Raw genomic sequence first — 18,948 nt, 5'->3', positions numbered from 1 at the left:
GCGCCTCCTCGACCTGTTGGAAATCAGCCTGACCTGACCAGCACGAACCCGACAGACCTCACTCAAACCAGCGACGTGCGGAGGATGGGGCTAGACGGTGACCGCCACCCGCAAGGCGATCGCCGCCACCGGCGCCGAAGCCGTCGAACTCGCCGAAGGCACCGGCTACCTCCTGCCCGAAGACTTCGAACCCGCCCCCGACCCCGGCCGCGAAGCACACACCACCATCGACGACGAGGTCCCCCGGCTCACCGACTTCCTCACCGGCACCCGTGTCACCCCCGCCTATCGCACCCCGCTCGAACGCCGGCTCGCCACCTCCTGACACCAGCTCATACGGATCACGGCCCTCGCCCGAGGTGACAGACAAGGGGTCCTGGTCAGCTACTCCCCAAGAAGCTCGGGTTTCTCTAGGGCGGAGCCCTCCCCCTCCCCCCGGTGACTTGCGCCAGAAATCGACGGCCCACGAACTCTCCGCGCAGGTCAGCGATCGGGTTGCACCGAAGCTGCGCCGTGAAGATAGGCCGCCAGGATCTTCTGCAGCGAGGTCGTCTCGTTGATGGCAGTCCGGTAGAACACCAGCGAGTCCGTGAGGGCGATCAGTTCCTCGACGCGTGCGTCCGAGGCGGGGAGTCCCGCCTCGGTGAGGGCCGACGCCGTCACCTGCCGGGTGAGGGTGTGCACCTCGGAGTCCGCCGTCAGTTTCGCTCGCACCTGCGGCGCGTCGTCAAGTTCGAGGATGAGGGCGTAACGGGCTCTCATGTCATCGCGGCGGAGGGCGAGCGTCTCGACGAGTCCTGCGATCAGCGCGGCGAGCTCGTCGGCGTCGAGCCGTTGCGCAGGCCCTGACTTCGCCTCCAAGGCATCGGCAAGTGCTTCGGCATCGGTCTTCGAGCGGGCGGCAAGCTCATCGACGATGAGCTCCAGGAGCGCAAGCCGCGTCTTCGCGTGGTAGGAGGTCGATCCCTGCGGGATCCCCGCCTCTCGGTCGACAGCCCGATGCGTCAGGGCGCGAACACCGTCACGGGCGATGATGCGAATCCCGCTGCCGGCGATCGCATCCCGCCGCTCACTGCCACTTGGCACGTTCGGAGGCACGGCTCGATGCTACAGGTGTAGTGTCTCCACCCGCAGAGGCTCTACATCTGTAGCGGCCCGGTGCCGCCGCGCCCGCAGGACACCGCACGGACCTGGAGGAGAGCGCAATGATGATCGACTTCGTTCCCGATCCGGCCCTATATCCGTTCGCACTACGATGGTTCGACTCGTCCGCGGGGCGGGTCCACTACGTCGACGAGGGGGCGGGGCCACCGATCGTGTTCTGCCACGGCTCCCCCACCTGGAGTTTTCTCTACCGTCACATCGTGAAGGGCCTTCGAAGCCGGTACCGCTGCATCGCCGTCGACCACCTGGGCTTCGGCCTGTCCGAGCGCCCGGCCGGCTTCGGCTACACGGTCTCGGAACACACGGCGGTCCTGGGAGAGCTGATCGACCATCTGCACCTTGACGGCTTCGTCCTGATGGGGCAGGACTGGGGTGGCCCCATCGGGCTCGGCGCGGCAGCTACGCGGGCGGACCGCGTCAGGGGGATCGTGCTGGGCAACACCGCGTTCTGGCCGATCGAGCAGCTGGCGAACCGGGCGTTCAGCGCGATCATGAGCAGCCGCCCCATGCAACGGCGCGTCCTCGAACAGAACTTTCTCGTAGAGCAGTTCCTGCTCGGCAGAACCGGCCCCGCTCTGACCGCGGCCGAGGCCGACCACTACCGCATGGTGCAGCCCACGAAGGAAGCCCGGCGCGGCCTCGCGGTCATGCCCGGGGAGATCCGCGCCGCGCGCCCCCTGTTGGAGGGACTCGCCCAAGAGGTTCCTGCCCGCCTCGGCGACAAACCGACTCTGGCAGTCTGGGGCATGCGGGACCCGGTGTTCCGGCCCAAGGCCTGTATTCCGCGGATCCGCTCCTCATTCACAGAACTGACCATCGTCGAACTCAGCCAGGCGAAGCACTGCGTCCAAGAGGATGCACCGGATCGGATCGTGAAGGCGATCATGGAACGATTTCCCTGATTCATCGCGTTCGCGAGGGCTACGGCGAGGCCGCGGGCGATGCGTTGCCGTTCGCGAAGCTCATCGTCGCCCTGTGCGCAGCGCCTGCCGTACTGGACCGCGACGCGTTGCTCGGCGCCGGGCCGGTGGACTGGGAGGCGACGGCAGTCGAGCACGCGCGGGAGCCCTCGGCTCCGTGGCGCCGCATGGCCTGATAGCCCGGCGGGACTGTCCCGACGGGATGCCCCTGACCCTGTTCGCGCCCTGTCGGCCGGAGGTCGCCGACCGGCTCGCGGCCCGACAGAAGGAGCGGCAGGCCAAGCGGCGGCCGATCGACATGCACCGGAGGGGAGAACGGGAGCGACAGGGGCAGCGGCGTTCGAGTCCTGGACCGCCACCGCCGATCACACTGCGTACCTCGACGCGACATCGAGCGAACCGCCCGCCGTCATGCCGAAGCAACGGCAGATACGGCGCCCCATGGAGGACGCCGACCCTACATGCCGGGTCCAGCCGCCGGCCACGCCGGACCACGAGACCGCGCCGCTCCCCTACATCCCGGTACCCCGCTCGCCAGAGTCCGTCCCGAGCACAAGGCCTGCGCCTAACAAAGGCACCACCGATCGCCTACCGGGGCAAGTACGGGGCAGGGGTACAGCCGTGTGGGACACCCGCACGCTTCCCCCGCCGGATGGCTCCGCGACGACCATCGCCCGTAGCCCGTGGCCCGTGGCCCGTGGCCCGTAGGACAGACCACCCGTGGGAGCGCCTTCCTTACTCCCGATCGCTCCCACGACTTCCCACCGTTGACCGACCCCTGCCGCCCGGGCCTGCGGTACCAGGATCCGGACCAACGCCGCAGCCGTCCTGCGCCGCGAACTGCGCACCGGGAAGACCCGCGACCAGTGGGTCATGCTCGGCGCCTCCACCGACTGCTACCAGCGCGCCGAGGGCCGCTACCGGCTCATGCCCGCCATCCTGCGCGCCCTCACCGACCACCGCGTCCCCTTCACCACCACCACCAAATCAGCCCTCCTGCGCCGCGACACCGACCTGTACGCCGAGGCCGCGCGCGTGACCGACGTCCTGGTCATGACCTCCCTCGGCTCCCTCGACGAACGCGTCTGGCACGCCTTCGAACCCGCCGCCTCCCCACCCCGGGCCCGCCTCGACACCATCCGCGCCCTGCGCGAGGCAGGCGTGCCCGCCGGCGTACTCATCGCCCCCGTCATCCCCCACGCCGCCGACCGTCCCGAGGCCCTCGACGCCCTCGTCGACGCCTGTGCGGAAGCGGGCGCCGTCACCGTCTTCCCCGACGTGATGCGCCTCAGCCCCGGAGCCCGCACCTGGTTCCTCACCCAGACCACCCGCGCCCTCCCGCCCCACCTCCACCGGCGCCTCGCCGCCGACTTCGCCACCCGGCCATCGATGCCCCAGCAGTACATCCGACAGGTCACCGACCACATCCACACCCGCGCGGCCCACCACGGCATGCCCCGGTGGCAGGACTACCTCAGCAGCCTGCGCACCCTCACGTGAGGCCCAGAGCCGGGCCTGGGCGGGTGCCCGTCGGACCAGGACCCGGACCATTTCCGGACCAGGCTTCACCCGAGAGCCCTACGCGGCACCGTTTTCCCAGGTCAGCGTGGGTGCAAATGCTGTACCACCAGCAGACCAAGAACATGCTGGTCTGGGCTTCCGCCCGTCAGGCGCCGTCGGCGCGACCCGCTCGATACGGGTGTCGGTCCTTTCAGTTCCTCCCGGTTCCTCCCGCCCCTCTCCCGCTCCCGACCGCCAGCGTCAGCTCGAGGACCCGGTGCGGCGATGCGAGATCCGGAAACAGCTCCCGCAGCTGCGACATCCGGTACCGGACGGTCTGGGGATGGACGAACAACGCCGCCGCCACCTCGTCCCGCCTGCCTTGGTGAAGCAGCCACGCCCGCAACGTCTCCTCCAGCCGCCGTGCGGTCGCGACGGGCAAGGTCCGCAACGGTGCGAGGGCCCGGGCCCGCAGGTCTGCGAACGCGTCCACGTCGGCGCTCAGCACCAGCTCGGGCAGGTGGTCCTCGGTGTCACGGATATCGGAGGAGAGGGAGCGCGCGCGTGCAGCTCGGGCGTACGAGGCGGATGCACGAGTCCATGGCCGGGCCGGGCCGACCACGGCGTTGCGGTCGGTCAGCTGCCGCAAGAGGTGCGACCGGTCGGCATCGGGGACGAGCAGCACACCGAAGGCGTCCGGCAGATCGTCGAGGACGAGGGTGCTCGGGTCGAGCGCACGGTAGGCAGGCCTGGCCTGGGCGGCGGGCAGCAAGACGGCGGTCAGCGAAGCCGGAGGCTGCCACCCGGCCCGTTGAACAGAGGCCAGCAGCACGTCCGGGCTCGCGCCGGCGAGGAGGTCGCGGGCCAGGTGTTCCAGGTGGCGCTCGTGCTCCCGGCCCCGGGCGGCCAGTTCGTCGGCGTGGCCCGCGGCGCTCGCGGCGGAGAGCTCGTCGATGTAGGCGAAGGTCAGCTCGGCGAACTTGGCGACCTCGGCGGCGGGCAGACCTGCGGGTACGGCACCCGCTGCCAGGCATCGCCAGGCCACACGGGCGCCGACGCGGTAGGCGCTGAGCAGGGCGTCCATCGAGCGCCCGTCGCGCACCTCGCCGCGGCCCAGCTCGTAGGCTGCGTCACCGGCGTCGCCGCCTGTGGCGTTCCCGCTCGCGAGGTCCAGGTAGTGCCCCAGGGCGGTGCGGACGGCTCGGCGGATGGTGACGCCCATGCGGCCCGAAAGGGCATTGGCATAGGGAGGGACCTCGTCGATGATCGCCTGGACGACCTCGTCGGCGGTGGTCTTCAACGCGCCGCGAAGTGCGGTGACCGTTGTCCGATCCAGCGCCAGTTCGGTGACTCTCCGGATTGGATGGCTCACGTTTTATTCCCTACGAACAATTCAGCCGACCAAATTTACGTCCTGCGGTCAGGACTTTACGCCCTGAGGCGCATCAAGCTGAGGTCATGACGAGTGCAGCCCTCCGCAGTAGGGCGTGGAAACTGCTGGAGATGATCACGACGCCGCTGCTGCCGTCGGACTACCTCGACCTGGTCAGCCCGCTGCGTGCGGGTGCTGACCTGCGTGGGCGCATCGAGGCCGTGCACCCCGAGACGGGTGACGCCGCGACCATCGTGATCAGGCCGGGAAGGGGCTGGCGCGGTCACACGGCCGGTCAGTACGTGCGGATCGGGGTCGACGTCGACGGGAGGCGCCTGTGGCGCGCCTACTCCATCACCTCGCCGACGAACCGCCAGGACGGCCGCGTCACGATCACCGTGAAGGCGATCCCGGACGGCAAGGTCAGCAATCACCTGGTCCGCAGGGCGAAACCGGGCACGCTGGTCCAGCTCGACCAGCCGACCGGTGACTTCGTGCTGCCGAAGGCCAAGCCCGCCAAGGTGCTCTACCTGACGGCCGGCAGCGGCATCACGCCCGTGATGGGCATGCTGCGTGACATCGAGTTCGACGACGTCGTCATGGTCCACTGCGCGCCACAGCCGCAGGACGTGATCTTCCGCAACGAACTGCACGACCTGGTCGCGGACAAGAAGCTGCGGCTCACCGAGGTGCACACCGACACAGACGGCGTGCTCGACATCGCCCGCCTCGACGAACTGGTACCCGACTGGGCCGAGCGCGAGACCTGGGCCTGCGGGCCCGCGGGCCTGCTCGACGCCGCCGAAGGGTTCTGGAGCGAACACGGCGTCGAAGAGCGCCTGCACACCGAACGCTTCCGCCCCAGCATCGTCGTCGCCGGTGACGGCGGCGAGGTCACGTTCAGCGCCACCGGCAAGACCGTCGACGCGGACGGCGCCACGCCGTTGTTGGACGTCGGCGAGGAGGCCGGCGTGCTCATGCCGTCCGGGTGCCGTATGGGCATCTGCTTCGGCTGCGTCACGCCGCTCAAGGCGGGCGCCGTCCGCGACCTGCGCACCGGCGAGATCACCGAGGCCGAGCCGGGCGTCCTCATCCAGACCTGCGTGTCCGCCGCGGCGGGCCCCTGCGACATCGAACGGTAGGAGCACCTTGACCGCCATCGACCCCACCGCCCACCTGACCGCGGAGCAGATCGAGGAGCTCGGCCGCGAACTGGACGCGATCCGCGACGAGGTGATCGCCGGCCGCGGCGAGCAGGACGCCGCGTACATCCGCAAGGTCATCTCGGCGCAGCGCAAGCTCGAGCTGGTCAGCCGGGGCGTGCTGCTGTTCTCGATCTTCCCGCCCGCGTGGGTGCTCGGCACCGCCGGTCTGTCCGTGGCGAAGATCATGGACAACATGGAGATCGGGCACAACATCCTGCACGGCCAGTGGGACTGGATGCGGGACCCGAAGATCCACTCCACCACCTGGGAGTGGGATCACGTCTCGCCGGCCGACCAGTGGAAGCACTCGCACAACGAGCTGCACCACACGTACACCAACGTGATCGGCAAGGACAACGACCTCGGCTACGGCATCATGCGCGTCGACGAGGACCAGAAGTGGCACCCGTTCCACCTCGGCCAGCCGCTGTGGAACTTCCTCAACGCCTGCTTCTTCGAGTACGGCATCGCAGCGTACGACCTGGAGCTCGGCAAGAACCTGCACAAGCGCCGCCGCAACAACCCGGAGTTCCGCGCCCGGGCCAGGGCCGTGGGCCGCAAGATCCGCAAGCAGGTGCTCAAGGACTACGTGATCCACCCGCTGCTGTCGGGCCCGTCCTTCCTCCCCACGCTGGCCGCCACGTTCACCGCGAACCTGGTCCGCAACATCTGGTCCCACTCGGTGATCATGTGCGGGCACTTCCCCGAGGGCGTGCAGGTCTTCGAGCGCCGGTCGATCAAGGGCGAGACGCGCGGCCAGTGGTACCTGCGCCAGATGATGGGCTCGGCGAACATCAGCGGCAGCAGGGCCATGCATTTCATGACCGGCAACCTGTCGCACCAGATCGAGCACCACCTGTTCCCGGACCTGCCGAGCAACCGGTACGCCGAGGTCGCGGTGAGGGTGCGCGCGCTGTTCGAGAAGTACGAGCTGGAGTACGTCACCGGGCCGCTGCCCAAGCAGGTGTTCTCCGCGTGGCGCAAGGTCTTCCGGCTCTCGCTGCCGAACAAGAAGCCCAAGGTCGATGCGCCGGACCGCGAGCAGGAGCTCGTCGCTGCCTGATTCCCGGTACCGGTTCAGATCTTCGGGCCGTGCCGGCGGCGGCGCCTGCTGCCGCGGACTGCCCGATCCCTCGTACCAAAGCTGAAACCGATCAGTGCAGGACCGAGGACGGCAGCGCCCGGACGGCTTGGAGCGCGGCGTACAACTCGGCCGTTCCGACCGGGTCGGTGACGGTGCGTCCGGTGAGCTCGCGGATCCGGCGCAGCCGCTGACGAACGGTGTTGGCGTGGCAGTGCAGCACCTGTGCGGCCTCCTCCGTGGACCCGGAGGCCGCATACCAAGCGGTGAGCGTGCCGATCAGCATGGTGCGCTGCTCGGCCGGGAGGTCGAGCAGCGGGCCGAGGACCGAGCGGGCCATCCGGGCGGCGACGTCCGGGGAGTGCACCACCAGGCCGGCGAGCGGGCCGTCGTCGAAGCTGGCGACCGGCGGGCCGGCGGGGTCGGCGGTGGCCAGCGCGAGCCGGGCCAGCCGCAGGCCGGTGGCGCAGTCGGCAAGGCGCGTGAAGACCGGACTCGCCCCGTAGCGGAGGGTGGCCGACCGCTGGAGCACGGTCAGCAGCTGCTCCAGGGTGCGCTGATCGCGGACCGAGACCAGCCCGGCCAGCAGGCCTGCGGTGCGGCTCCAGGCGGAGGCGATGCCGTGAGCGGCAAGCCGGTTTCCGAGCTCGGGCACCGGTCCGGGCGGCGGGTCGGCGACCAGCACCACGAACAGCCCGTCGTACGGCAGGCGCAGGGCGTCCGCCGCCCGCCAGATGGCCTCCGTGTGCCGCGCTGCTGGCCGCCCTCGCGACGGCCGCTCCAGCCACCGCCGTGGAAAACGGTGACCTCCACGACGCCTTCTACACTCCCCCGCCCGGTGAAGTCACCGCCGGGCCGGGCGAGGTGATCCAGCGCAGAGCCGCCGACTTCCGGATCGAGCCGACGGGCGTGATCAACCAGCGCGTACGGTCCTGGCAACTGCTCTACGGCTCCGCCGACGCCGATGGCCGCCGGATCGCCGTCTCCGGCACCGTGCTCGTCCCCGAAGCCCCGTACGACGGGCCGGGCCCGCGCCCAGTGGTCGCGCACGCCATCGGCACCCACGGTCTGGGCGACAGGTGCGCCCCCTCCCGGGCCCTGGCCGACGGCACCCAGTACGAGAGCATCGTGATCAAGGCGATGCTCGACCGCGGCTGGGCCGTGGTCGCCACCGATTACCAGGGGCTCGGCACCCCCGGCGGACACAGCTACGTCAACGGGCGGGCCGAGGGCCAGGCCGTGCTGGACTCGGTGCGTGCCGCCCAGCGGCTGCCCGAGGCGGGGATCGCCCCCGACGCCCCGGTCGTCATCGCCGGCTACTCGCAGGGCGGCCAGGCGGCGAGCTGGGCGGCCGAACTCCAGCCCTCCTACGCCCCGGAACTGAAGCTGCGCGGCGCCTCGGTCGGGGCGCCCGCCGCGGACCTCCTGGCCGTCGCGAAGGGGGTGGACGGCAGCCCGGCCTTCGGCTTCGGTCTGACCGCCGCCGTCGGCCTCAGGCACGCGTACCCGGAACTCCCGCTGGACGAACTGTTCACCGACCACGGCCGCAAGCTGCTTGCCAACATCTCCGACGACTGCACGCTGGAGATCACCACCAAGTACGGCATGCACAGCTGGGACCGGCTGACCACCGAGGACCCGTTCGCGCGGGCCGACTGGCGCGGCCGGCTCACCGAGCAGCGGGCCGGGCGCTACCGACCGGCGGTGCCGGTGCGGCTGTACCACTCGCGCCTGGACGACGTGATCCCGTACCGGGTGGGCACCGAGCTCAAGGACCGGCTGTGCGGGCTCGGCGCGTCCGTCGACTGGGACACGTATCTGACGCCCACCCACATGGCCACCTTCTACGCGGTCGCCCCGGCGACCGTCGGGTGGCTGGCGGACCGCATCGAAGGCCGACCGGTGGAGAACGACTGCTGACCTGGTCAACAGCGGTGCCGCAGTGGCCGATCGGCGTTGACCGGGCGCGGTCAGGGCCGTCGGGCCGTGAGGAGGACAGCACTGCCGTCGACGGCCTGGTGGCCGGCGCCGTAGTGGGCCAGCAGGTCCTGCTCCAGGGACGCCCGCATCGCCGCGTTGTCCGGGTGGTGGGCGTGCCAGAAGTCGGCGAGGATCCGGGCCGTCTGGGCGGCCTGTTGGTCGGGGGCACCGGGGTCGGGGACGAGGGTCGCGTCCACGCGTCGGTACGCGACGTCGGTCAGTCCTGCTTCGACGCACTGCCGGGCCGCGAAGTGGAGCAGGTGGCCCTGGTGGTCGTCCTGTTCCCCGGCCGGGATCACGCAGTGCCGGTTGAGGAGTTCGACGATGTGGTTGTCGGGGGTGCCCTGGACGAGGACGATCCGCGCCTGCGGGTCGTCGCGGTCGAGGACGCGCAGCATCTCTCCGACCGCCGCCTCCGGGTCGTCGGCGTAGTGGAGCACCCAGCTCGCGGTGACCGCGTCGAAGGCCCCGTCGGGGAAGGGAAGGCGTTCGCCGCGACCCGGGTGCACGGTGATGCCGTGTTCCGGCAGGTGCTGGATCGCGGCTTCGCGGTCCCGGTCGATCTCGACGGTGGTGCAGGAGCCGTACCGGGCAGCGATGGCCCGTACCCCGGCCCCGGCGGCCCCGCCGACGTCGAGGATGCGACGGCAGCCGGTGAGGGCGTCGACGACCGCGTCGATGTCGTGGCGTCGGAAGCGGGGTTCGAACGCGGCCCGTGCGTCGGTGCCCAAGGCGTGCGGGCCCCGGTAGCGGGCCGGGTGGGGGTAGGGGCCCAGGAGCGCGTGGGCGGGCGGGGCGACCCGGCCGGTGCGCCGGGCCCGGAGGAACAGGTGCTCCTCAGGGCCGGCGATGCGGCTGTCGGGCTGGAACGTGGCGGTGTGGCGGTGCAGTACGGTCAGCCCGAGCCCCTCCAGGCGCGTGGGGAACTCGTCGGCGGTCAGGCTGCTGACGTTCATGCGGCGCCCCATCCACGTCAGCGTGGTTTCGTCCAGGTCACCGGGGACGGTCGCGAACAGCAGGTAGCCGCCGGGGGCGAGCCAGGACGCGATGCGCTCCAACGATGCCGCGACGTCCTGCTGCGGCATGAGCAGCAGCGGGAAGAACGCGCAGACGGCGTCGAAGCGCTCCGCCGGCTCGTAGGTGCGCACGTCCGCTAGCCGGAATTCGGCACCTGGCACCTGGGAACGGGCCAGCTCGACCATGGCGGCGGAGACGTCGATGCCGGTCACCCGGAACCCCGCGTCGGTGAGCGTGGCCGCCACGGGCCGGCCCGTACCGGAGCCGACGTCCAGCACGCGGGCGCCGGCCGACAACCGCTCCGTGAGCCACAGCAGCGCCTCGTCCTGGCCGGGCAGTCCCGCGAACGCCCGCTCGTACTCGCCGCCCAGCTCGTCGAAGACTTCCGCCGCCGACACCGCGATGTGATCGCCCACCAGACACTCCCGTGAACCACGCCTGCCCTGACGACCCAGCAGATACCACTGACCGGCTCGACGTCCCGGGCGACGCGCCGGGCCTCCGCGAGGCGGGCTCTCAGGTCAGGTAGTCCTCGGGACCGAGGTAGCGTGATCACCACTGCATGGAGTGACCGGCGGAGAGTAGTGAGGCTGCGATGAGTGAACCGACGAAGCCCGAGGTCGAAATTCCGGAGGGCGATGCTCCCCAGGAGCTGACGATCCGGGACCTCGTCGTCGGGGACGGGGCCGAGGCGAAGCCGGGCAGGGTGGTCCGGGTTCACTACGTCGGGGTCACCTTCGAGTCCGGGAAGGAGTTCGACGCCTCCTGGGACCGCGGTGAGCCCTTCAAGTTCGCCGTGGGTGGTGGCAGGGTCATCAAGGGCTGGGACCGGGGGCTCAGGGGGATGAAGGTCGGCGGTCGGCGCGAGATCATCGTTCCCCCGCGCCTCGGCTACGGCAAGCAGTCCCCCTCGCCGTTGATCCCGGCGGGTTCCACGCTCGTCTTCGTGGTGGACCTGCTCTCCGTGGTCTGACCGGCCGCGCAGGAGGAGGCGTCCGGCGAAGGCGGCGCCCGCGATGACTGCCGCTCCGGCCGGCAGCTCCGGCTCCCGGCTACGCCGGCCCGATGATCGAGGACGGGGCCACTGACCGGGGGAGCGTGACCACGGTGCGGCGGATCGGCGAGACGATCCGCCGGCCGGTCGGCGAGTGGACGCCCGCGGTGCACGCCTTGCTGACCCACTTGGAAGCGGTGGGATTCGCCCGGGCTCCGCGAGCCCTTGGCGTCGACGGGACCCGATGAGGTCCTGTCGCTGCTGCACGGCGAACCGGCGTTCACGCCCTGGCCGTCGGCTCTGCGATCGACCGCCGGAATCAGTGAACTGGGGCGCCGGCTGCGCGACTACCACGACGCAGTCCGGGACTTCCGGCCGCCGGCCGACGCGCGCGGACTCCCGGACAGTCTTTCCGGTCGGTGGCGGGAAGCGCGGCTGCGGTGTCAGTGCGCTGAAGTATCCTTCCCGCCACCGCACACCGATTCGAAGGACCAAGAGAATTGTCTGGCCTGTCTGCTTTCCCGCTGCCCTTTCAAGCGTCCCGTTCCATGTCGTACGCGACACCCCGAACGCTGCGGGAACTTCAGATGATGCAGTGCAGCTCACACATCCGGGCGAAGCCCGGATGGTTCGACAAGATGAACGATGCCGACATCGTCGCCCGGTGGACCCAGGAGGCGCTGGCTCAGGGCCTCACCGAAGCGCAGGTTCGTTACGTGCTCGCCGAACTCGTGCACTACGCCGCGTTGCGGGACGGGCAGAGCGGTGTCGAGGTGTCCGCCGTCGACGGGGTGTGGCAGTCGGACACGCTGGTGGACGACGAGCTCAGATCCCGGCTGCGTGAGGCGGTTCAGGTTCTGGAGCAGGTCCCCGCAGCCGAACCGGACTGGCATCCCGGATCCGACGGCCAGGTACTGGATCTGGTCCATCCCTCGCTGTTCTGCCTGGTGAGAGAGGCGAGTGGCGCGCCCGAGCGGGCTTGGCGGAACCCGACGGACCGCTATTCGAAGCACGAGTTCTCCGAGAGGTTCCAGTGGCTGCCCACGGACGTCGACGTCAGTGCCGACGGCGATGTCGCCTTCCGTTCGTACGTCAACAACGTCCGGCCCGACACTCACCGCGAACTGGCCGCCGTCCTTCCCGAGTTGTTCGCGCGCATACGCCCGCTGCTGGAGAACGTGCTCACCGATCTGCGCCGTCCGCGGCCCCCGCGGATCGAGGCCGATCCCTACGGGTGGTACGACTCGGAGCCGGAGTATCCGAACAGGTCCTCCTACAGCGATGACGAGGCCTACGCGGAGGCCCGTCGCGCGTGGGGAGAGGCCCACGAGGAGTGGTGGGAGAACCGCCAGCCCGTCATCCCGGACGCCCCGGAGTTCACCCCGCCCGAGTCGCCCGACGCATCCGCCCGGGTCGACCTGCGCGGCCGCCGGCTCCAGGTCATCGTGAAGCTCGCCACCATTCATCTCACCCCGGAGAAGCCCGAGTACGCCGGCGGTTCCTGGCACGTCGAGGGCATGCTGAACGAGCGGATCGTCTCGACCGGCATCTACTACTGGGACAGCGAGAACATCACCGAGAGCCGGCTGAGCTTCCGGACGGCGCTCGACGACCCGGAGTACGAACAGAACGACGACGACGGTCTGCGCGAGGTCTACGGCCTGGAGGACGAAGACGCACTGAACCAGGTACTGGGATCGACCTCGACCCCGGCGGGCCGCTGCCTGGCGTTCCCGAACGTCCTGCAGCACCGCGTCGGCCCGTTCGGCCTCGCGGACGCCACCCGCCCGGGACACCGCAAGATCCTCGCGTTCTTCCTGGTCGACCCGTCGGAAACGATCGTCTCGACCTCCGACGTGCCACCGCAACAGCCGTGGTCCGACACCTCGACCATGACGCTCGAACAGGCGAAGGACTACCGCGAACAGCTCATGCAGGAACGCAAGTTCTTCGTCGACGAACACAACGAGCAGCTCTACGAACGGGAATTCTCCCTCTGCGAGCACTGACCCTCGGGCCGGCGCTGTCGCCACCCCCGCCGCACAGCCGATGGCTTGAGCGGCGGGGGCCTTTCATGTGACGCGAGCACCCCGAGAACAACGTGCCCGGACCGTGACGGGTTCGATGCCGCGTACGGATACGGCCATTCGGCAGGACACGCTCCGTGGCGGCGCCCTCCGCAAGGTGATCACGGAGCGGGGTGACCGGGCGCGCCCGGTGCGCGCGACGGACCTCCGGACGCAGTCCCCCCGAAACGCGCCGGTTTCGAAGATGTCCGGAAACCACACGCCTCAACTCTTCACTCCCGGCGCACCGTTGATCACGAATCGATCACAACACATACTGCGCTGACCGGGCATCGGGCGCTTCTCCGCCCACGGTCGGACACGACCGCTCGCCTTCATCCCAAGCTCCTGGGGGAGACTTGCGCGACCATGTGAAGAGTGCACGCGCCTTCACCATCGCAGCGGCCACGGCAGTGGCCATCGTGGCAGGCATGACCGGCCCCACGACAGCGATCGCTGCGAACACGACCACCACGACGAACACCGCGGACATCACACGCTCCGACGGCAGCCAGCGGATCCGGCTCATCACGGGCGACCGCGTGCTGGTCGGCGCCAAGGGTCAGGTGGTGGGCTTCGAGGCCGCCAAGGGCCGCGAACGCATACCCGTACAGGTGCAGCGCACCGAGGACCACACGCTGGTGGTGCCCAGCGACGCGCAGCGCCTGATCGCCGCGGGCAAGCTGGACCAGCGGCTCTTCGACGTCACCGAGCTGACCGACCCGCTGCTGCGCCAGAGCCACGGCGACGGCCTCAAGCTGATCGTCCAGTACGACGGCGGGGCCGGCGCGGCGGCACGCTCCGAGGTGCGTGCCGCCGGCGACACCCAGCTGCGGCGTACGTTCCCCACCATCGACGCCGACGCCATCCGTACGTCGCAGGACGACGTGGCCAAGGTGTGGGAGGCGCTGACCGACCAGCGGGCGGGCGGCATGCGCGCCACCGCCTCCGGCATCGACAAGGTGTGGCTGGACGGGGTGCGCAGGGCCAGCCTGGACCGCAGCGTCCGGCAGATCGGCGCCGACCGGGCGTGGGAGGCCGGGTACGACGGCAAGGGCGTCAAGATCGCCGTCCTCGACACCGGCGTCGACAAGACCCACGACGACCTCAGGACCCAGGTCGTCGGTGAGAAGAACTTCACCACTTCCCCCGACGCCGCGGACCGCGTCGGGCACGGCACGCACGTCGCCTCGATCGCCGCCGGTACGGGCGCCAAGTCGGGCGGCACGTACAAGGGTGTCGCTCCCGGCGCCAAGGTCATCAGCGGCAAGGTGCTGAACGACAACGGATTCGGCGACGACTCCGGCATCATCGCGGGCATGGAGTGGGCCGCCGCCGAGGGCGCGGACGTGGTCAACCTGAGCCTCGGCAGCCCGGACTCGCCCGGGGTCGACCCGATGGAGGCGACGGTCAACAGGCTGTCCGCCGAGAAGGGGATCCTGTTCGCCATCGCGGCGGGCAACGAGGGCGAGGCCGGCGCTTCGACGGTGGGCTCGCCGGGCAGCGCGGACGCCGCGCTGACCGTCGGCGCCGTCGACAAGGACGACAGGCTCGCGCCCTTCTCCGGCATCGGCCCGCGCACGGGCGACGGCGCCGTCAAGCCCGACGTGACCGCGCCCGGCGTCGCCATCGCCGCGGCCGCAGCCCCGGGCAGCGCGATCGACACCCGGCCCGGCACACCGCACCCGGCCCCCGGCTACCTTCAGATCGACGGCACCTCCATGGCCACCCCGCACGTGGCGGGCGCGGCGGCGATCCTGAAGCAGCAGCACCCGGGCTGGCAGTCCGCCGAGCTCAAGGGCGCCTTGACCGCGTCCACCAAGGGCGGCCAGTACACCGTCTTCCAGCAGGGCTCGGGCCGCATCCAGGTCGACAGGGCGATGGCCCAGAGCGTGATCGCCGATCCGGTCTCGCTGAGCTTCGGCGTCGCGCAGTGGCCGCACACCGATGACAAGCCGGTCACCCAGAAGGTCGGTTACCGCAACCTCGGGACCAGCGACGTCACCCTCGACCTGTCGGTGTCCGCGCTGGACCCGGCGGGCAGGCCCGCCCCGGCCGGGTTCTTCGCCCTCGGCGCCACCAAGGTGACCGTGCCCGCCGGCGGCAGGGCCGAGGTCGACCTGACCGCCGACACCCGGATCGGCGACGCCGACGGCGCGTACTCGGGCTACGTCACCGCCACCGGCGCGGGCCAGTCCGTCCGCACGGCCGCGGCGGCCGTGCGCGAGGCCGAGTCCTACGACCTCACGCTCAGGACCGTCGACCGCGACGGCACCGACGCCCGGAACTTCTCCAGCAGCCTGTACGGCGTCGCCGGCCCCGGCAAGGGCTTCCAAGCCCGCATCGACAACGAGCCGGGCGCGCACAAGATCCGCGTGCCCAAGGGCTCGTACACGCTCAACACGGCGGTCTACCAGGACCCGTCGGACCTCGCCAAGGGCACCGACTGGCTCTCCCAGCCGAAGCTGGACGTCTCCGGCGACATCACGGTCACCTCCGACGCGCGCGCCGCCAAGCCGGTGGACATCACCGTGCCCGGCCTCAACACCGCGGACTTCGCGGGGGCCTACTACGAGCGCGCGACCGACATCGGCCGCATCGGCAACGGCTGGGTCCTGCAGACCTTCACCGGCTTCCGCACCGCGCACATGGGCCCGGACATCACCGACGGCTCGCTCCTGCAGACCTGGGACGCGCACTTCCTCAAGGACGCCACCACCCAGTACTCGGTGGCCTTCGGCGGCAAGGCGCAGCGGCTCGCGACCGGTTACACCAAGCACGTGAAGGCGAACGAGCTGGCGACCCTCAAGGTCGACGTCGGGGCCTCCGCGCCCGGCAAGACCACTCTCGCCTCTCCGTTCGCCCACATCCCGGGCGCACCTGAGGGCAACGGGTTCTCGGCTCCGCAGCCGGCACCCGGTTCGCGCACCTTCCACGTCTCCACTGCCGACGGCGTCAAGTGGACGACCAAGGTCGATCAGCTCGGCGAGCCCGACCAGTGGGGCTACCCGGCCTACGACGGCGCCTACGAGACCGTCGAGCCGAAGCGCTACGCGGCCGGCATGACGTACCAGGAGACCTTCAACACCGGGGTCTTCGGCCCGCTCCTGGGCGAGCGGATGGGCGTCTTCCGCACCGCGGCCGACCCGGCCACCGGCGAGCACCAGATCGTCGCCGCCCTGCCGCTCTTCGCCGACGGCAAGGGCCACACGGGCTTCTCGGCCTATACGTCGGCCACCTCGACGCTGTACCGCAACGGCGTCAAGGTCGGCGAGAACGACGACCCGCTGAACGGCCGCAGGCCCTTCCTGGTCGACGCCACCGACGCCGAGTACCGGCTGACGACCTCCGTCGAGCGCTCGGCCAAGGTCGCAGCGGCCTCCACCCGCATCGACACCAGCTTCACCTTCCGCTCCAAGGAGGTCACGACCACCACGGCGCTGCCGGTGTCCACGGTCCGCTTCGCGGCCCCCGTCGACCTCACCTCGCGCGCCCCGGCGGGCAAGCCGGTCCGGATCCCGGTGACCGTGCAGGGCTCGGCGGCCGGGAAGAACCTCAAGTCGCTCGCGGTGTCCGTGAGTTACGACGACGGGAAGACCTGGCAGCTCGTGAAGGTCGAGAACGGCAGGATCTCCGTGAAGAACCCGGCGAAGGACAAGGCGATCTCCTTCCTCGCCGAGGTCACGGACAAGCAGGGCAACACGTCGACGCTGGCGATCCACAACGCGTACTACGGCAAGTGACATTGCCGCGGTGACGGATTGCGCGTGACGCCGACGTGCTGGAAAGCGTTCGAGGACGCTTTCCAGCACGTTCGTGCTCCAACGGGCGGCCTGCTACGGGAGCACGCCGTCCACCAGTTCCGCCAGGGCCGCCGCCAGCGCGGGGAGCCCGGGCCCGGCGGGACCGCCCGGCTCGGACATGTACACGTCCCGGCGGATCTCGACCATCAGCGCACCGACCCGCTCGTCCTTGCCGTAGTGCTCCAGCGGTACGTAGGTGCCCGCGAAGGGGCTGTCGAGTCCTGTGCCGCCGAAGCCGGCGAACGCCGTCCCGGCCGCGGCGAGGAGAGCGGCCGGGGTGTGGAAGGGGTCCGTGCCCAGGCAGATCGGCGGCCGAGGGCCGCCGCCGTGCAGTTCGTACGGGAGCGGCTCCGTCGGGTACGAGTGCACGTCGATGATCACGGCCCGTCCGACGGCCTCCAGTCGGTCCTGCACGGCCCGCGTCATCGCGTCCGCGTACGGGTGGAAGTAGCGGTCGATCAGGGGCCGGCCGTCGAAGCCGTCCGGACGCAGGCGTTCCCGGTGGGTGGTGTGCGAATACACGGCTCCCATGCCCACCGCCAGCATCTCCTCGCGCTCGTCGGGAAAACGCTCGGGGTCGATGACGAGTCGGGACAGCCCGTTCACGAACTGCCACGGCGTGAGGGCGGACCCGGCCGCGGCCGCTGCGGCGATCTCGGCGGTGTGGGAGTCCGTGATGTGGTCCAGTTCCTGTTCGAGCGCCCGGTCGTCGAGCACGATGCCGCTGCGGACGGACCCGGGTACGGCGCGCGAGGAGTGCGGCACGTGCAGGATCACCGGCGAGGTGGCGGCGCCGGGGAGGAGCCGGAAGGGCTGGGGCGGATGGTTCACGTTCACGCCTTCGCGAGGGTCGCGGCGCCGAACGAGACGTCGAAGCGGTCGCACCAGATGCTCACGCTGGTGTACTGGGAAAGGTCGACGGCGGAGGGCAGTTCGTAGTTCTGATCGCCCTTGTTCCCCTTGAGCTTGCCCAGGCTCACGTACTTGCCGTCGTCGAAGACGCGCCAGCCCGCCACGCCCTCCTTGACCGGGGCATCGCTCAGCAGCACCCTCAGGTCGGGGCCGTTGCTGGTGTCGAGGTTCTCCAGGCGCAGCGTGTGCGAGCCGTCGGCCAGCCGCACGATCTTCACCGATCCGGTCGTGGCGTGCTCGTGGCTGATCAGCTCGCCCGAGGCGACCGTCCGCGGACCTGCCGCGGCATTCGATCCGGCTGTCGGCGCGGCCGTCGCGACGGGCAGTGCCTCACTCACGGTCGCGTTCTGCCACAGCTTCCACGGCTGGAACCAGTACAGCCCCGTGCCCAGGACCAGCACCGCCGCGATCACCGCTCCGGCCAGCAGCCGGCTCCGCCGCCTCGTGTTTCGCACTGTCATGCCTCTCCCTCGCGGATCTTCACCCACATTCAACGCGCTGGAGGCGGGGGGTGCCATGTCCGCACCGGTGACGAAACCCTTACGTCATCGGGCGGGCTGCCACAGCTCGATCCGGTTGCCCTCGGGGTCGGTGACCCAGCCGAACCGGCCGACGCCTTCCATGTCCTGGGTCTCCTCGGCCACGTCCGCTCCCCGGGCGCGCAGTTGCGCGAGCATCGCGTCGAGGTCGCGGACCCGGAAGTTGAGCATGCACTGCTGGGCGCGGGACCCGAAGTAGTCGGTCCCGGATTCGAACGTCGCGAACACGGTGGGCCCGGGTCCCTGATGCCACAGGCCGTGCTCGTCGGCGTCCAGGCCCAGGCAGTCGCGGTACCACGCGGTCAGGGCCGCCGGATCGGCAGCCCGCATGAAGTAACCACCGATTCCCAGCACACGTTCCATGCCGCCATCCTGCCAGGACGGCGATCGGGCGG

General features: G+C 70.4%; 17 protein-coding genes. 10 read left to right on the top strand and 7 right to left on the bottom strand.

Annotation, left to right across the window (positions count from 1 at the left end):
* Positions 1-97: 97 nt before the first annotated feature.
* Positions 98-325 carry a hypothetical protein gene (locus tag AB0M99_RS23590; protein ID WP_365923477.1) on the top strand — a complete coding sequence of 76 codons (228 nt, stop codon included), beginning with the start codon at positions 98-100 and terminating at the stop codon, positions 323-325.
* 158 nt (positions 326-483) lie between these two features.
* On the opposite strand, the gene AB0M99_RS23585 is transcribed toward AB0M99_RS23590, so the two are convergent.
* A complete protein-coding gene (locus AB0M99_RS23585) occupies positions 484-1,098 on the bottom strand; it encodes a TetR family transcriptional regulator (protein WP_365923475.1) in 615 nt (204 codons plus the stop codon).
* A gap of 107 nt (positions 1,099-1,205) precedes the next feature.
* On the opposite strand from AB0M99_RS23585, the gene AB0M99_RS23580 reads away from it, so the two are divergent.
* The 3 genes from AB0M99_RS23580 to AB0M99_RS23570 all read left to right on the top strand — a co-directional run bounded on the left by AB0M99_RS23580 (position 1,206) and on the right by AB0M99_RS23570 (position 3,584).
* Positions 1,206-2,066 carry a haloalkane dehalogenase gene (locus AB0M99_RS23580; protein ID WP_365923473.1) on the top strand — a complete coding sequence of 287 codons (861 nt, stop codon included), beginning with the start codon at positions 1,206-1,208 and terminating at the stop codon, positions 2,064-2,066.
* 44 nt (positions 2,067-2,110) lie between these two features.
* Positions 2,111-2,260, top strand: a complete 150-nt coding sequence (locus tag AB0M99_RS23575; protein ID WP_365923471.1) for a hypothetical protein — start codon at positions 2,111-2,113, stop codon at positions 2,258-2,260.
* A gap of 697 nt (positions 2,261-2,957) precedes the next feature.
* Positions 2,958-3,584, top strand: coding sequence for a hypothetical protein (locus AB0M99_RS23570; protein WP_365923469.1), 627 nt, complete (start codon positions 2,958-2,960; stop codon positions 3,582-3,584).
* Positions 3,585-3,795: 211 nt separating this feature from the next.
* Here the strand turns inward: AB0M99_RS23570 and AB0M99_RS23565 are convergent, their stop codons facing one another.
* On the bottom strand, positions 3,796-4,956 hold the full coding sequence (locus AB0M99_RS23565) for a helix-turn-helix domain-containing protein (RefSeq protein WP_365923467.1): 1,161 nt from the start codon (positions 4,954-4,956) through the stop codon (positions 3,796-3,798).
* 86 nt (positions 4,957-5,042) lie between these two features.
* Between AB0M99_RS23565 and AB0M99_RS23560 the strand changes: the two genes are divergently transcribed.
* On the top strand, positions 5,043-6,098 hold the full coding sequence (locus AB0M99_RS23560; protein WP_365923465.1) for a ferredoxin reductase: 1,056 nt from the start codon (positions 5,043-5,045) through the stop codon (positions 6,096-6,098).
* A 7-nt stretch (positions 6,099-6,105) separates the two neighbouring features.
* A complete protein-coding gene (locus AB0M99_RS23555; protein WP_365923463.1) occupies positions 6,106-7,224 on the top strand; it encodes an acyl-CoA desaturase in 1,119 nt (372 codons plus the stop codon).
* Between the two features lie 91 nt (positions 7,225-7,315).
* On the opposite strand, the gene AB0M99_RS23550 is transcribed toward AB0M99_RS23555, so the two are convergent.
* Positions 7,316-7,978 (bottom strand): helix-turn-helix domain-containing protein, encoded by a 663-nt coding sequence (locus tag AB0M99_RS23550; protein ID WP_365923489.1) that lies wholly within the window; start codon positions 7,976-7,978, stop codon positions 7,316-7,318.
* Between the two features lie 56 nt (positions 7,979-8,034).
* Here AB0M99_RS23550 and AB0M99_RS23545 point away from each other — a divergent pair, with 56 nt between their 5' ends.
* On the top strand, positions 8,035-9,162 hold the full coding sequence (locus tag AB0M99_RS23545) for a lipase family protein (RefSeq protein ID WP_365923461.1): 1,128 nt from the start codon (positions 8,035-8,037) through the stop codon (positions 9,160-9,162).
* 50 nt (positions 9,163-9,212) lie between these two features.
* Here AB0M99_RS23545 and AB0M99_RS23540 read toward each other — a convergent pair whose 3' ends face one another.
* A complete protein-coding gene (locus AB0M99_RS23540; protein ID WP_365923459.1) occupies positions 9,213-10,655 on the bottom strand; it encodes a methyltransferase domain-containing protein in 1,443 nt (480 codons plus the stop codon).
* Between the two features lie 179 nt (positions 10,656-10,834).
* On the opposite strand from AB0M99_RS23540, the gene AB0M99_RS23535 reads away from it, so the two are divergent.
* From AB0M99_RS23535 to AB0M99_RS23525, 3 genes are all read left to right on the top strand, one after another.
* Positions 10,835-11,212, top strand: a complete 378-nt coding sequence (locus tag AB0M99_RS23535) for an FKBP-type peptidyl-prolyl cis-trans isomerase (protein ID WP_365923457.1) — start codon at positions 10,835-10,837, stop codon at positions 11,210-11,212.
* A gap of 521 nt (positions 11,213-11,733) precedes the next feature.
* Positions 11,734-13,242, top strand: coding sequence for a DUF4246 domain-containing protein (locus tag AB0M99_RS23530; RefSeq protein WP_365923455.1), 1,509 nt, complete (start codon positions 11,734-11,736; stop codon positions 13,240-13,242).
* 488 nt (positions 13,243-13,730) lie between these two features.
* Entirely contained in the window at positions 13,731-17,042 is a 3,312-nt protein-coding gene (locus tag AB0M99_RS23525; RefSeq protein ID WP_365923453.1) for a S8 family serine peptidase, read from the top strand.
* Positions 17,043-17,135: 93 nt separating this feature from the next.
* Here AB0M99_RS23525 and AB0M99_RS23520 read toward each other — a convergent pair whose 3' ends face one another.
* From AB0M99_RS23520 to AB0M99_RS23510, 3 genes are all read right to left on the bottom strand, one after another.
* Complete coding sequence (locus AB0M99_RS23520) at positions 17,136-17,933, bottom strand: N-formylglutamate amidohydrolase (protein WP_365923451.1); 798 nt, start codon at positions 17,931-17,933, stop codon at positions 17,136-17,138.
* 2 nt (positions 17,934-17,935) lie between these two features.
* On the bottom strand, positions 17,936-18,475 hold the full coding sequence (locus AB0M99_RS23515) for a DM13 domain-containing protein (protein ID WP_365923449.1): 540 nt from the start codon (positions 18,473-18,475) through the stop codon (positions 17,936-17,938).
* Between the two features lie 84 nt (positions 18,476-18,559).
* On the bottom strand, positions 18,560-18,916 hold the full coding sequence (locus AB0M99_RS23510) for a VOC family protein (protein WP_365923447.1): 357 nt from the start codon (positions 18,914-18,916) through the stop codon (positions 18,560-18,562).
* Positions 18,917-18,948 lie beyond the last annotated feature (32 nt).

The organism is Streptomyces sp. NPDC051183 (genome assembly GCF_040682455.1).
GTDB lineage: Bacteria > Actinomycetota > Actinomycetes > Streptomycetales > Streptomycetaceae > Streptomyces.
The sequence above is the reverse complement of the archived record's forward strand: the minus strand, read 5'-3'. Positions and strand labels throughout refer to the sequence as shown.

Excerpts from the sequence above, each read along its gene's own strand:
- AB0M99_RS23535 (WP_365923457.1), top strand. The coding sequence starts at position 10,835 with ATGAGTGAACCGACGAAGCCCGAGGTCGAAATTCCGGAGGGCGATGCT.
- AB0M99_RS23570 (WP_365923469.1), top strand. The coding sequence starts at position 2,958 with ATGCTCGGCGCCTCCACCGACTGCTACCAGCGCGCCGAGGGCCGCTAC.
- AB0M99_RS23510 (WP_365923447.1), bottom strand. The coding sequence starts at position 18,916 with ATGGAACGTGTGCTGGGAATCGGTGGTTACTTCATGCGGGCTGCCGAT.
- AB0M99_RS23580 (WP_365923473.1), top strand. The coding sequence starts at position 1,206 with ATGATGATCGACTTCGTTCCCGATCCGGCCCTATATCCGTTCGCACTA.
- AB0M99_RS23515 (WP_365923449.1), bottom strand. The coding sequence starts at position 18,475 with ATGACAGTGCGAAACACGAGGCGGCGGAGCCGGCTGCTGGCCGGAGCG.
- AB0M99_RS23525 (WP_365923453.1), top strand. The coding sequence starts at position 13,731 with ATGACCGGCCCCACGACAGCGATCGCTGCGAACACGACCACCACGACG.
- AB0M99_RS23560 (WP_365923465.1), top strand. The coding sequence starts at position 5,043 with ATGACGAGTGCAGCCCTCCGCAGTAGGGCGTGGAAACTGCTGGAGATG.